At 60.2% G+C, this 13,884-nt stretch carries 14 protein-coding genes; 4 read left to right on the top strand and 10 right to left on the bottom strand.

Translation table 11 applies throughout. From position 1 onward, the window contains the following. Positions 1-5: 5 nt before the first annotated feature. From map to IM764_RS08965, 4 genes are all read right to left on the bottom strand, one after another. Positions 6-869: a type I methionyl aminopeptidase gene (gene map / locus IM764_RS08950; protein ID WP_099297065.1), complete on the bottom strand. Its 864-nt coding sequence runs from the start codon at positions 867-869 to the stop codon at positions 6-8. A gap of 78 nt (positions 870-947) precedes the next feature. Continuing rightward, complete coding sequence (locus IM764_RS08955) at positions 948-2,753, bottom strand: penicillin-binding transpeptidase domain-containing protein (RefSeq protein WP_099297569.1); 1,806 nt, start codon at positions 2,751-2,753, stop codon at positions 948-950. Positions 2,754-2,852: 99 nt separating this feature from the next. Continuing rightward, a complete protein-coding gene (locus IM764_RS08960; RefSeq protein ID WP_099297067.1) occupies positions 2,853-3,530 on the bottom strand; it encodes a response regulator transcription factor in 678 nt (225 codons plus the stop codon). After that, positions 3,523-4,689 (bottom strand): sensor histidine kinase, encoded by a 1,167-nt coding sequence (locus tag IM764_RS08965; protein WP_099297069.1) that lies wholly within the window; start codon positions 4,687-4,689, stop codon positions 3,523-3,525. The genes IM764_RS08960 and IM764_RS08965 overlap by 8 nt, the downstream gene beginning before the upstream one ends. Positions 4,690-4,767: 78 nt before the next feature. Here IM764_RS08965 and IM764_RS08970 point away from each other — a divergent pair, with 78 nt between their 5' ends. Both IM764_RS08970 and IM764_RS08975 read left to right on the top strand, forming a co-directional pair. Beyond that, entirely contained in the window at positions 4,768-5,649 is an 882-nt protein-coding gene (locus IM764_RS08970) for an FtsX-like permease family protein (protein ID WP_194187588.1), read from the top strand. Between the two features lie 46 nt (positions 5,650-5,695). Further along, entirely contained in the window at positions 5,696-6,454 is a 759-nt protein-coding gene (locus IM764_RS08975) for an ABC transporter ATP-binding protein (protein ID WP_099297073.1), read from the top strand. A gap of 6 nt (positions 6,455-6,460) precedes the next feature. Here the strand turns inward: IM764_RS08975 and ispG are convergent, their stop codons facing one another. The 3 genes from ispG to dxr form a co-directional block, all read right to left on the bottom strand. Beyond that, on the bottom strand, positions 6,461-7,621 hold the full coding sequence (gene ispG / locus IM764_RS08980; RefSeq protein ID WP_194187589.1) for a flavodoxin-dependent (E)-4-hydroxy-3-methylbut-2-enyl-diphosphate synthase: 1,161 nt from the start codon (positions 7,619-7,621) through the stop codon (positions 6,461-6,463). Between the two features lie 174 nt (positions 7,622-7,795). Next, positions 7,796-9,031 carry an RIP metalloprotease gene (locus IM764_RS08985; protein WP_194187590.1) on the bottom strand — a complete coding sequence of 412 codons (1,236 nt, stop codon included), beginning with the start codon at positions 9,029-9,031 and terminating at the stop codon, positions 7,796-7,798. Further along, positions 9,019-10,206, bottom strand: coding sequence for a 1-deoxy-D-xylulose-5-phosphate reductoisomerase (gene dxr, locus IM764_RS08990; RefSeq protein WP_099297079.1), 1,188 nt, complete (start codon positions 10,204-10,206; stop codon positions 9,019-9,021). Before dxr ends, IM764_RS08985 begins: the two co-directional genes overlap by 13 nt. Before the next feature lie 241 nt (positions 10,207-10,447). Here dxr and IM764_RS08995 point away from each other — a divergent pair, with 241 nt between their 5' ends. Next, complete coding sequence (locus IM764_RS08995; RefSeq protein WP_099297081.1) at positions 10,448-10,846, top strand: DUF2631 domain-containing protein; 399 nt, start codon at positions 10,448-10,450, stop codon at positions 10,844-10,846. Positions 10,847-11,174: 328 nt separating this feature from the next. Here the strand turns inward: IM764_RS08995 and IM764_RS09000 are convergent, their stop codons facing one another. Together IM764_RS09000 and rlmN are read right to left on the bottom strand one after the other, a co-directional pair. Then, on the bottom strand, positions 11,175-11,387 hold the full coding sequence (locus IM764_RS09000; protein ID WP_194187591.1) for a hypothetical protein: 213 nt from the start codon (positions 11,385-11,387) through the stop codon (positions 11,175-11,177). 20 nt (positions 11,388-11,407) lie between these two features. Further along, positions 11,408-12,520, bottom strand: coding sequence for a 23S rRNA (adenine(2503)-C(2))-methyltransferase RlmN (gene rlmN / locus IM764_RS09005; RefSeq protein ID WP_194187592.1), 1,113 nt, complete (start codon positions 12,518-12,520; stop codon positions 11,408-11,410). 85 nt (positions 12,521-12,605) lie between these two features. On the opposite strand from rlmN, the gene IM764_RS09010 reads away from it, so the two are divergent. After that, positions 12,606-13,007, top strand: a complete 402-nt coding sequence (locus IM764_RS09010; RefSeq protein ID WP_194187593.1) for a lipopolysaccharide assembly LapA domain-containing protein — start codon at positions 12,606-12,608, stop codon at positions 13,005-13,007. 22 nt (positions 13,008-13,029) lie between these two features. Here IM764_RS09010 and IM764_RS09015 read toward each other — a convergent pair whose 3' ends face one another. Beyond that, positions 13,030-13,881: a phosphatidate cytidylyltransferase gene (locus tag IM764_RS09015; RefSeq protein WP_099297087.1), complete on the bottom strand. Its 852-nt coding sequence runs from the start codon at positions 13,879-13,881 to the stop codon at positions 13,030-13,032. Positions 13,882-13,884 lie beyond the last annotated feature (3 nt).

The following is a 13,884-nucleotide window of genomic DNA, read 5'->3' on the forward strand; positions in this document are numbered from 1 at the left end:
GCAGTTTAGCTATCCAGGGCTGTGAGGACGTCGCAGCCGTCTTCGGTCACCACGAGGGTGTGCTCAAACTGGGCAGTCCACTTCCGGTCGTTGGTCTGGACGGTCCAGTCATCGTCCCACACCTCGTAACCCAAGCCGCCGAGGTTGATCATCGGCTCGATGGTCAAGGTCATGCCTGGCTCCAGAACAGTGTGGTCGTGGGGGGAATCGTAGTGCAGAACCACTAGGCCGTTGTGGAACGTTGGGCCCACACCGTGTCCGGTGAAATCGCGCACTACGTTGTAGCCGAAGCGCTTGGCGTAGCTCTCGATCACTCGGCCAATGACGTTGATCTCGCGTCCTGGCTTGACCGCTTTGATGCCGCGCCAAAGTGCCTTTTCCGTGCGCTCGACCAGCAGCGCGTGCTCCTCGGAGGCCTCACCTGCGATGAACGTGGCGTTGGTATCGCCATGCACGCCGTCCTTGAAGGCGGTGACATCGATGTTGACGATGTCTCCCTCCTCCACCACCGTGGTGTCCGGGATGCCGTGACAGATGATCTCGTTCAGAGACACACAGCAGGACTTCGGGAAATCGCGGTAGCCCAGTGTGGACGGGTACGCACCATTGTCCACCATGTACTCGTGGGCAATGCGGTCCAGCTCATCGGTGGTCACACCAGGAACGACAGCCGCGCCCGCCTCCCGCAGCGCTTCTGCAGCAATCCGGCTGGCCTCGCGCATTTTCTCGATGACCTCGGGAGCCTGCACCCACGGCTCTCCCACATTTTCCGCAACCGAATCCTTCCACGCGTATTCAGGACGCGGGATATGGGCCGGAACAGTACGAATCGGCGTGGGTTGGCCTGGGGTTAGTGCAGCTCTACTCATGAGTCTTTACTGTACGCCCTGTACCTGCGCCTCCCGCAAGGCGCTGGCGCGCAGGGCGCCCATCCCCACTAGGGCTGCCTATTTGCCGTCCAGATTTTGGAAGAAGGTGTTGGTTACGGAGGTAGCGTGCTCCGAGCCGCCGCCCAAGACAATCAGCGTGGCAAAGGCTAAATCTCCACGGTATCCGGTGAGCCAGGAGTGAGATCCTCCGTTGATCTCGGCCTCACCGGTCTTGGCGTAGACCTCACCGGCGCTTGCAACTCCGCTACCGGAACCGCTGGTCACCACCGAGCGCATGATCCGACGCAGGTTGTCCAGCTGTTCCTTAGGCAACTGATTGCCGTCTTCGCCTTGCGCCTCCGTGCGGTGCTCCGGACCCCCGATCAGGTACGGAGTGGGCATGCGACCCGAGGCTGCCGTGGAGGCCACCATCGCCATGCCGAAGGGGCTGGCCAAGTCCAGACCCTGGCCGTAACCGGCCTCAGTACGCTCCAGCATGACATCACCACGAGGCACCGATCCCGTGATGGTATCGAGACCTTCAATGTTGAAGTTCACGCCTAAGCCGAACTGCTTGGCGGTCTGTTGCAGCTGGCCGGGCTGCAGATCGGTGGAGACTTGTGCGAACGTCGTATTACAAGACTTCGCAAAGGCATTCTCCAAGGCCGTGTTGCCCAGCGAGAAGTTGTTGTAGTTGGTCACGATACGGCCGCCGATGTCCTGGGTACCAGGGCATCCCACGATGGAATCCGGCGTAAGCCCCTGATTCTGCATGCCCGCAAACGCGGTGAGGATCTTGAATGTAGATCCCGGTGGGTACTGACCCATCAGCGCAGCATCGCCATCTTCGTCAGCCTTTTGGGTCTGCGCAACAGCCAGAATGCCGCCGGTGGATGGTTGCATCACCACCATCATCACCTTGGCATCGCTGCGTGTATCGACGGCAGCTTGGGCCGCATCCTGAACCTTCTTCGACAAGGAAACGTCAACGCTGGGAGCGGTTTGCGCATCCTGCCCGCCCAGTTCCCGGATCTCCGCACCTTCGGAGGTGGCAGCCACCACCTTCCATCCGTTGGATCCTTCCAGATCCTTTTCCACGACAGATGACACGCGACTCATGATGTCCGGCGCGAAGTTCGGGTCTGGGCGAACCATGGCCTGCTCCTCGTTGAAACGCAGGCCTTCCACCCGGGACATGCGGTTTTTCAAATCCAGCCCTTGTTGCTGGTTCAGCGTCAACAGCGAGAATTCACCTTCGACATTTTCTGCCTCTTTGGCCTTTTCCTCAGCATCGATGCTGGGCACGGACTCATCGTTGGCACGCATCGCATCCAACTCGATGGCCACTTGTCGCATCGTGGACTGTAGATCTCCCGTAGAGGTATCCACGAACACCCGATAGCGCGTTCCCGGTTGCAGCAACGCAGCGCCGTCAGAGCCCACTACCGTGGCCATTTCCGCGGGGACAGTGCGCAGTTCCAAGTGCTGGTTGGCACCCAGATCCGGGTGCATGACGGTCGGTTGCCAGCGTACCGTCCAATCGTCCTGAGTCTTGGTCAGCGTCATCTGCGATTGATATTGGAAATTCCGCTCCCCAGGCAGATCCCAATCCATCGTGAAGTCCGCCGTGGCCACGTTGCCGTTCGTGCGGACGTTATTGAGACTGGTATTCAAGCCTTCGGCCTGCAGGCTGTCCCAGGAACTATTGATCTCCTCCTGCGCCTTGCCCGGGCTATCCGTGAATTCTCCAGGCTCTGCGTGGCTGCTCAGCGATTCCAAGAAGGACTCTACTGCGTCATCTGCTTGGTCCGGCTTGGGGGTACACGCCCCCAAGGCGAACATGAGTGAAGAAATGGTGACTGCAGACAGGATGCTTCGGCGCATGCCGGTCACGTTAGCACCGCGTATGCACGCGAAATGGCTGTGACACTCTGCGCCACCCGCCCTTTCAGCAAACCCCTATCTGTGAGATTGCGTTGCAGCTCAGACCAACCCGCGCTCTCGCGCGCTATTGACTGCGGAGGTGCGGTTGGACACGCCCAACTTGGAAAAGATGTTGCCCATGTGAGACTTCACCGTGGCTTCCGTCAGCACCAATGCCCTAGCAATCTGCCGGTTCGATTCTCCCAAAGCCACCCTCTCAAGGACCTCGACCTCGCGGGCGGTCAGTGTCACCGTCGGGGTGCGCATACTGCCCATGAGTGCGTCCATGGCACGCGGGTTCATGATGGATTCCCCGCGCGCGGCTGCTCTAATGCCCTCGCGCAAGTCCGCAGGCTGACAGTCCTTGAGCAGATAGCCTTGCGCGCCAGCACTGATAGCAGCCACCACATCGGCATCAGTCGAATAGTTGGTCACCACCACAACGTGTGGCGCGCGCTGTCCCTTTGCTCTGATTTGAGATGTCGCCCACACACCATCCTGAGTGTGCTCAGATCGAGCGTGGGGTGCATCCCCGAAGCGCAGATCCATTAACACCACATCCACCGCATGTGGGTTTCCTGCAACGTAATCCACTGCTGCCTTCGCCGTATCAGCCGTAGCGACCACATCGATCCCCACAAAAGCGGAAATCATCGCTTCCAGTCCTGCGCGAACCACCGGGTGATCATCAGCGATCAGCACCCGAATACCTGGGGTCCCGTCCGTTGTCTCACTCATGCTTCGCGCCCCTGTCTGTGTCTCGTTCCTGCGATGTCGGAATCATCACTGATACGCCGCATCCCTGCCCGGGTGCGGTCTCCACGTGCACGTCTCCGCCGAGTTTGGCCACTCGTGTACGCACGCCGAGAATTCCCTCGGCTCCGGACTTTCGTCTCACCGCCCGTTGCACTTGCGCGTCGTAATCAAACCCCACGCCATTATCCACCACGTCCACGCTCACCTGATCCGGCAGATATGTCAGCGTCACCTGCGCCCGTGTGGCGTGAGCGTGCCGAACTACATTAGAGACCAGCGATTGCGTGACGCGCATCAACGCCGCCTCCACGTCCTCGGGAAGTTGCCGCGGCTGACCATCTGTCGCAAAAGCGATCGCCTGTCCCTGCGGGCTGCTGGCCACCACGCGAGCCAGCGCCACCGGCAACTGTGTGCCCACCAACGGCTGCGGTTGCAGCGCCGCGATGATTTGTCGCGCCTCCAGCACGTTGTCCGCAGCTGTGTTTCGGGCCAACCGCAGCTCACGAAGCAAATCCGGGTCATCGATTTGATGCTCCGTAACGCGCCGCTCCGCGGAGTGCAGCAGCATTTGGATGGAGCTCAACCCTTGGGCAATCGTGTCGTGAATCTCGCCTGCCAGACGCGCCCGCTCATCCGCCTCACCGGCTTGTCTGCTGGCAGCTACCCGTGCATAGGATTCGCGCCGGAGCTGCAGAAAACCATAGCCCAGTACGCATGCCACCAGTGCGCCCACGATGGGTCCCACCACCCCGCCGATACTCCATCCGTTATGCCGGCCCAGGCCGTACACGGCGATGCCCGCGATCACCCCCACCGATGGCACGGCCAACGCCGGGCGCAAGGTATTGATCACCATGAAATACAGGGCAAAGGCAAGGAAGCCGGCGCTCGTGGCGTCCATTAAAAGAACCACCCATAACACCAACACCGCAAGCACCCACAGCTGCTTGACGGGGACCCAACGGCCGGCCGCGTACGTGACGATGAATGCCGCCAGTGGCCAGCTAAAACCGTCACGAACAAACACCACCGCGGACAACAGCGTTACCAGCACGTGGATGCTGATCCGCCACAGAAGCCATATACGCTCCATCGCATCAGCGCTGGCGAGCGGCCGCGATTTTTGGGGAGTGTGAACCATGCCATGCAACTTTAGTAGGAGGCCATGTTTAGCCTATTGCCCGATGTGCAGTCGCGCAGATCAGCAGAGCATAGAAGTATGTTCCAAGGAATCAGGGAATTGCGCGCGGCTCGCGGCCGTGCGGCACTCATCATCGCGACCATCACACTCATCACCGTCCTCGTGACGTTTCTATCGTCGCTGGCGGCGGGCCTGAGCTATCAGTCCGTCAGCGCGCTGCAGGAGCGCCTCGGCTCGAACACATCCCTGGCGGTGGAAGACACGGGAACCTCCACCCTCGCCTCCTCTCGCCTCACCGACGAGCAAACCCAACAGATTACGAACGCCGGTGGCGAGATTCTTTATATGGCCCGCACGCGCATCGACGAGCAACCCACCGTGGTGCTCTCCAGTTCCACGCCTCTGCCAGATGACCTGTACTTCGACCACCAACCCGCGCGCTTCGAATCCGCCGCGGACGTCTCTGCGCTCCCCGGTGCCACGTCGGCCGGAGTGCTCCCCGCAGGCACGGATGTAAACACCGACGGCCTCACCGTCCTCGAGGGCAAGGATCGGTGGAATGCCAGCTCCTCCTACGCCGGCGAGCAGATGAGCCTGAACCTGATGATCAACCTCCTCTACGTCATCTCCGCCCTCGTCCTCGGCGCGTTCTTCACCGTATGGACGTTGCAGCGGTTGCGCGGGGTGGTCATCAGCGCCGCGCTGGGTGCCTCCCGTCGGGTCCTTATTTCCGACGCCATGGGCCAGGCCTTCCTGGTACTTCTCACCGGGATCGGAGCGGGTGTGTTGCTGACGTGGGGCGCGTCCATGCTGATCGGCGGAAGCATTCCCATCGAGATTTCCGCCGCCACCCTCGCGCTGCCCGCGGTGATCTTGGGCGCAGCGGGGCTGGCCGGTTCCGCGGTCTCTCTCAAACCCGTACTGGGCGTGGAGCCCCGTTCCGCGCTGGCCAACGTTTAAGAACTCACCCACTAACCACCCACCCACGATTGAGGAGATCTCCACGTTGAACACGCATCTGTCCATCAATAACATCACCCTGGACGTCACCGATGGCTCCACTCATCGGCGCATTCTGGACAACGTATCTCTGCAGGTAGACAGCGGTGAGCTGCTGGGCATCACCGGGCCTTCGGGTTCCGGCAAATCCACGTTGCTGGCTATCGCCGGGGCCTTGCAGAAGCCCACCTCAGGGAGTGTGACTCTGCTGCCGAGCAGCGGAAAATCCATTGACTTAACCGAATACTCCCCCAGCTCACGACAAGCGGCGGCACTGCGTAGGCGTTACCTAGGGATCGTCTTTCAGCAGGCCAACCTCTTTCCCTCCCTGAGCATTCTGGATCAGCTGTTGGTGATGAAGCGATTGGATCGGGTTGTGCCTCTGGGAGGTAAGGCAAGGCGCGGAGAAAAGGACAAGGCCCACCGGCTGCTAGAGCACGTGGGTCTGGGAGAGCTCGGGCATCGGATGCCGGGCCAGCTCTCAGGAGGCCAGCAGGCGCGTGTGAACGTGGCGCGAGCGCTGATGAATGATCCGCAGTTGCTGCTCATCGACGAGCCCACCGCAGCACTGGATTCGGAAGCCGCAACGACCGTCACCCAGCTCATTCGCCGGCTGGTCTCAGAGGCTCAGATCCCTGCGATCTATGTCTCTCACGATACCGAACAGCTAGCGGAGTTGGATCGCGTGGTCACGCTGCGGGACGGCATCCTAGCGCAAAAAGCCCCTGCTGAGCCGACATTGGCACAGTCAGGAGCTTGTCTCTAGGCGGAACTACTTGGTGACGCGAACTTCAGCCTTGGCGCCCTCGATGGCCTCCAAGCCCTGCTCGTCAGCAATGCGCATGGCCTCTTCGATGAGGGTTTCCACGATCTGATCCTCGGGAACGGTCTTGACGACCTCACCCTTGACAAAGATCTGGCCCTTGCCGTTACCTGAGGCCACGCCCAAGTCAGCGTCGCGAGCCTCGCCAGGTCCGTTGACCACGCAGCCCATGACGGCTACACGCAGCGGGAACTCCATGCCTTCCAGGCCAGCGGTGACCTCCTCGGCCAAGGTGTAGACATCCACCTGGGCACGGCCACAGGAAGGACAGGACACGATCTCCAGCTTGCGCGGGCGCAAGTTCAGCGACTGCAGAATCTGATCGCCCACCTTGATCTCTTCCACAGGATCAGCGGACAGAGATACGCGGATGGTATCGCCGATGCCTTCGGCAAGCAGTGCTCCGAAAGCCACGGAGGACTTGATGGTGCCCTGGAATGCAGGGCCGGCCTCGGTCACGCCGAGGTGAAGCGGGTAATCGGACTTCGCAGCCAACTGGCGGTAAGCCTCCACCATGATCACCGGGTCATTGTGCTTCACCGAGATGGCGATATCGCCGTAGCCATGCTCCTCGAACAGCGAAGCCTCCCACAGCGCGGATTCCACCAGCGCCTCTGGAGTGGCCTTGCCGTACTTCTCCATGATGCGCTTATCCAAGGAACCAGCGTTGACGCCAATGCGGATGGGAATGCCCGCATCTCCTGCGGCCTTCGCCACTTCCTTCACGCGACCATCGAATTCCTTGATGTTGCCGGGATTGACGCGCACGGCGGCACAGCCAGCATCGATTGCGGAGAAAATGTACTTCGGCTGGAAGTGAATATCCGCAATCACTGGGATCGGGGACTTCTTCGCGATCATCGGCAGTGCTTCAGCGTCGACTGTCTTGGGGCAAGCCACGCGGACGATGTCACAACCTGATGCCGTGAGCTGCGCGATCTGCTGCAGCGTGGCATTGACATCGTGGGTCTTGGTGGTGGTCATAGACTGCACGCTGATCGGGTGATCGCTGCCCACTCCCACACCGCCGACCATCAGCTGGCGAGTCTTGCGGCGCGGCGCGAGGGTGGGCGGCGGGCCGTCGGGGATTCCGAGAGAAATTCCGGACATGTGGACTACTGACCTCTTTCTGCGGCGGTGCCTGACCGGGTGAATAAGCCTGGTATTAAGCCTTCACTCACAAGGTCAAGCTGCAGCTGACGAATACTTCTCGCACACTACGTGCATTCCGCGTCCACCTTACCCGTCCCCGGGACAGGTGCCACAGGGCATCCCTACCTCGCGTTAGAACATCTTGATCGGGTTGACGATGTCCGCCACGATCACCGTGAAACCAAACACCATCAGCACCAGCGTCGCCGCGTAAGTCAGTGGCAGCAGCTTGGTGTAGTCGGCCGGACCGCCGGGTTCGAGGCCTCGCAACCTGCGGAAGAAGTCTCGAATCTTTTCAAACATGATCACGGCGATGTGCCCGCCATCCAGCGGTGGCAGTGGCACAAAGTTGAATGCAGCGAGGAACAAGTTGAGGCTGGCCAGCGCCATCAGGAAGCTCTGCCACATGCTCAGCTCCACCAGCTCTCCGCCGAGCCGAGAAGCACCCACCACGCTCATGGGCGAATCGGCCTCGCGGTTGCCACCGAAGATGGACTCCACCACACCAGGGAAACGCTGTGGCAATTGGATCAGACCGTGGAAAGTTTGCTCTACCATCACGCCGGTGAACTTCAGCGTGCCGCCCACAGCGGTCAGCGGGTTGTAGTTCAGCAGCTGGGTTTGTGGCACTTCTGATTGCACACCAACAGCGCCCACCACCATGGTGTTTCCTGAAGTGGCGAGCCGTTCCACCAGCTCCACCTGCAGGTCTAAGTTGACGTCCTTGCCGTCCCGAGAGACCACGGCTGGCACAGTCACCACCTCACCGGGTTGACCGTCCGCGTTGTCCCCCACCTTGGTGATGGCCTTCTGGAAATCGGGGAAGGTTTCGGTGCGATCGCCGTTGACAGAAACAAAGGTGTCCCCCGGGCGCACGCCGGAGCGCTCCGCTGGCCCTGGCCCCTCGCACGTAGCCAACGTGCCGTCAGTGTTTTGTGCAGGTGCGGCACACTGCGTGGCCTTGACAGTCGGGGTGAACACCTGGCTGGTATCTGGTAAGCCCCATGCCAGCGCCACGCCGTAGATAATCCCTAGCGCCAGAGCGATGTTGACGATGATGCCACCCAGCATCACGATGATGCGCTGGTAGGCAGGCCGATCGTACATCGCGTGCGGCCGCTCGTCCTCGGTCATCTCGTCCAGCTTGGTTATGCCCGCGATATCGCAGAAGCCACCGAGTGGAATGGCTTTGAAACCGTACTCCGTGTGGCCCTTTCTGGTGGACCACAGCGTGGGGCCAAAACCAATGAAGTACCGACGCACGCGCATTCCAAACATGCGCGCCGTGGTCATATGTCCTGCTTCGTGCAGCGCAATGGACACCACGATGCCCAGCGCAAACAACACCACACCAACTAAGAAAGCCATGCGCGCATCCTCTCATGTGCCTGGGCGCGCGCCCGCTTCTCTGCCGCCAGCACGTCCTCGACGGTCTCTGGCACGGCCTGCAAATCCGCGCAGTCCTCCATGACCGCCGCGATGGTGTCCACGATGCGGGGGAAGCTCAGCCGTCCGTTGAGGAACTCCACCGCAGCCTCCTCGTTGGCCGCGTTGTAGACCGCGGGCATGGTGCCGCCCATCGTCACCGCACGTCGTGCAAGTTCGACGGCAGGGAAAACCTCATCATCTAGTGGCTCAAACTCCCACGTCGATGCCTGCGAGAAATTTAAGCTGCGCTGAGCTTCCGGCACGCGCTCTGGCCAACCCAAAGCCAGGGCAATAGGCAGCTTCATCGACGGCGGCGAGGCCTGAGCAATAGTCGAGCCGTCCACAAACGTCACCATGGAATGCACGATGGACTGCGGGTGAACCGTCACGTCGATGCGCTCGGCAGGAATTCCAAACAACAGCGCAGCCTCAATGAGCTCCAGCCCCTTGTTCACCATCGTCGCCGAATTCAGGGTGTTCATCTGCCCCATGGACCACGTGGGGTGCTCCGCCGCTTGGCTGGGGGTCACGGGCTCCAGCTGCTCGCGTGTCCATCCGCGGAATGGGCCTCCGGAGGCGGTCAACAGCAGTCGGGCGACTTCTTGTTCCGTGCCAGAACGCAGGCACTGCGCCATTGCGGAGTGCTCGGAATCGACAGGGATGAGTTGGCCTGGGTCAGCAGCGCGCAGCACCAATTCCCCACCCGCTACCAAGCTCTCCTTGTTCGCCAGTGCGAGCTTGGCCGGAGTGGACAGGGTGGCGAGTGTGGCGTCGAGACCTAAAGAACCCACAAGGGCGTTGAGCACCACGTCATCCTCGGAAAGATCGCCAGAAACGGCTTGGACCAATTGGCGAGCAGAATCGTTGCCGCGGATGGTGCGCCCACCTAACTCGGCATCCAAAATATCGGCGCTACGCTCCGAGGCCACAGCAACCTGACCTGCGGAAAGAGCAAACTTCCGCGCCTGAGAGACCATCAACTCCGGATCGCTGCCTCTGGCAGCCAGACCAATGAGCTCAAACCGATCAGGATTTTCCGCAATGACTTCCAGAGCCTGCGTACCGATAGAACCTGTGCTTCCAAGAAGGACGACGCGCTTTTTCACCTGAACCATCTTTCCACGCTTGCATTGACACAGAGATACGGGGCTGCTGTGAAACCCCTGCCAATGATGCTGACACACCCTAACCCCTATTGGGTGGCGATGGCGACTTTCGTCGGTAAATGTGCGAAACTACAACAGATAGAAATACCTGTGTAGTCAATCATGTGAACGTCAACTTGAGATTCATATGAGGCACTACACATCCCTGACGCTTTGTCGCTCGTTTTGAGAACAACACTTGGAGGACTCGATGGCTTCCCACGCTAAGAAGGTCGAAATCTACAACAACGTCTCTACTGAAGACGTGCCATCTGCAGCCTGGGGATGGAGTGCGCTGTCACGTCGCGCCGTTGCCATCTCCGGTGTCTGCGGCGGGCTGTTTCTGCTAATGATGCTCTTCGGCAACCACAAGGGCAACGTTGAAAACTACTGGCTGATCGCACTGGCTGTCATCGTGTTCCTCGGAACTGCCATCGTCACCTTCCAGCCGAAGCTGACTCAGCGCCAGACCGTTACCTCTCACAACAAGCCACTGGGTCACGTGGAGCCAGAGTGGACCGCTGAGCAGATCAAGATGACCGGTGTGTACGCCAACCTGTCCAAGGAGCAGCGCATCGCCCTGAACATGGACGGCACCTCCGAGGGTTAATCCGCTGCTCTTTCTCAGGTAAAAGCCCGCGACCATATTCATGGTCACGGGCTTTTTGTTGGATCTATCAGGGCACCATTTCATTCCACACCAACAAGGCACCTTAGTGGCCGGTGAGCACCGTACTCACAATGGCCACGATGCTCGAGAGAAGAATACACACGCCAAGGATCCCGCTCAGAGCACTAGAGCCCTGAGCCTTGCGTCGATTCAACACAACGGTGAATAGACCCAACAGCACTACCAGCGCGATGATCGCAGCCAAAGAGTAGTTGGCGAACTGAGCGTGCTCGGCGACGGGGTCTGGATCCTCCTCTGTGAAGCCCCTTTAGGCCAACAGCTCCCCGCCAGACATGCGGGCCGGGAAGATGGAAATGAGCGCAATAATGGCCACCCCGGTGGTGGCCACTCGGAAGCGCCCGAAGCGGGGCGATTGCAAAAATACTGCGATGCTCGCGAGCAACGCCGCGGCCGGAATTCCGACCACAGGCAAGTGGACAAGAAGTGGGTGCGCCGGAATTGCGGAAATAGCACTCAACATACGCTGAGCATATACGCAAATTAGCGCTCTTCAGCTGCCAACTGTCCGCAGGCTGCAGCGATCTCTTGACCCTTGGTATCGCGGACGGTACACGGCACGCCCTGCTCGATGACGCGACGCACGAACTCGTCCTGGCGCTCCTTAGGGGAAGCGTCCCACTTGCTGCCCGGAGTGGGGTTCAGCGGAATCACATTCACGTGCACCTTGGAGCCCAATGCTCCATGCAGCTTCTTGCCCAACAATTCCGCACGCCATGCCTGGTCGTTAATATCGCGGATCAGCGCGTATTCGATGGAGACACGACGGCCGGACTTCTCCGCGTAGTAACGGGCAGCATCCAGCACCTCCTCCACGGACCAGCGGTTGTTCACAGGCACCAGATCATCGCGCAGCTCGTCATCCGGGGTGTGCAGAGACACCGCGAGACGCACGGACATCTCCTCATCCGCCAACTTCCGAATCGCCGGAGCCAGCCCCACGGTGGAGACAGTCACGTTGCGCTGGGAAATCCCGAATCCTTCCGGTGCGGGGTTGGTGATCTTGCGGATGGTTTCCACCACGCGCTTGTAGTTGGCCAGTGGCTCGCCCATACCCATGAACACGATGTTGGACAACCGGCCCTCTTCGCCGGACACTTCCCCATCTCGCATCGTTGCCGCAGCCAAACGAACCTGCTCCACCATCTCGCCGGTAGAAAGGTTGCGGTCTAGCCCGCCCTGCCCAGTGGCGCAGAATGGGCATGCCATACCGCAGCCAGCCTGTGAAGAAATGCACAGCGTGGCGCGACCCGGGTAACGCATGAGCACGGACTCCAGCAGCGTGCCATCGTGCAAGCGCCACAACGTCTTGCGGGTCTCTCCGTCATCGGCCTCCGTGTCCTTCAGCGGAGCCATCAACTGCGGGAACAAGGCCTCGCTGACTGCCTCGCGCTTAGATTCCGGCAGGTCAGTCATCTCCCGCGGGTCACCCTGCAGGCGCCCGTAGTACTGGCGCGCAATCTGATCCGCCCGGAATTTTGGCAGGCCAAGATCCTGAATCGTGGTTTGCAGCTTCTCCCGAGTTAGATCCGCCATGTGCGTCGGCGGCATGCCTCGTCGGGGCGCGGTGAAGTTCAGTTGCACTGGTGTAGCCATAATGCCAGCCATTATTGCACGTTAATGGCATTTTACCCATTTTGCGTAGTAGCGCATGCAGCCCACTTCACGTTAAATTGAATCCATGACTAATCAAGACCCAACGTATGAGCCCAACGGAACCCAGCCCTACACCCCGGAGACGGACGCGGGATATGGAGAGGTGGCGTCGACAAATAACGAAGACTTCACCAACTCCACACTGGACCAGACCACCGACGCGCAACAAAAGCCGGAGGTCAAGAAGTCTTTCGCGGGCAGCACGTGGGTTGCGCTGATCGTGGGCGCCATTCTGCTGGTCCTGCTGCTGGTGTTCATCATGCAAAACCAGGAGAACGTCCAGCTGCAGCTGTTTGCTTGGGAGATGACCTTCCCCATTGGTGCGGGCATGTTGATCGCCGCGATCGCCGGCGCCCTCATCATGGCGCTGGTGGGTGGCGTGCGGATCATTCAACTCCGACGCCAAGTCACTCACACCAACCGGTAATCCCCCACAACTAAAGCGTCTGCTACACGGCGCTGAGCATGTTGAGAACCACCCAGGTGATCATCGCCGCCGGTAGCAGGCCGTCCATACGATCCATCAAGCCGCCGTGGCCAGGGAGCATCCCGGACATGTCCTTGATACCCAAATCTCGCTTGAACTGAGACTCCACCAAGTCTCCGAGGGTGGCACATGCCGCCAAGCCCACGCCCAAGAGGATGCCGACCCAGAACGGACCGCCCAGAAGGAAGACCACTGAGGCGATGCCCGCGGCAGTGGAGAATATCACCGAACCGGCAAAACCTTCCCAAGATTTCTTTGGACTCACAGCTGGCGCCATAGCGTGCGTGCCAAAGAACACGCCGAAGACATAGCCGCCGATATCAGAGGCGACCACGCTCAACATGAACGTGAAGATAAAGGATGATCCCGCGACCTCGTCATTCTGCATACGGGAGAGCATCGCGGCGAAGGCACCGAACAACGGGATCCAGGTTAGAATGAAAATTCCCACGGCAGTATCTCGCACGTAATTGTGCGGAGGAGACTTGCGACCGTGGTGGAAAAGTCGGGTGATCATCAGCAGTAGGACGCTGAGCGCAAAGCCTGCCACCAAGCCCGTGGTTCCGAAAGGCCAAGAGAGATAGACCATCAGCTGGCTACCCAGCACCAGCGTCACTAGCGGGAGCACATAGCCCGCTTCATACAGCCTGCGCCAGACCTCATAGGTGGCCAGGCCAATCGCTGTGGCTACCAGCGGGTACCACAACAACGGTGATTGCAGGCAGAGCAGCACCAGCGCACCGAGTAGCACGCCCACGCCGATCGCCTGCTTGAGGTCACGACCAGCACCGTTTTTCGGTTTCGGAGCTCCCATGGG

The organism is Corynebacterium sp. ED61 (assembly GCF_015233855.1).
Classification (GTDB): Bacteria; Actinomycetota; Actinomycetes; order Mycobacteriales; family Mycobacteriaceae; genus Corynebacterium; species Corynebacterium dentalis.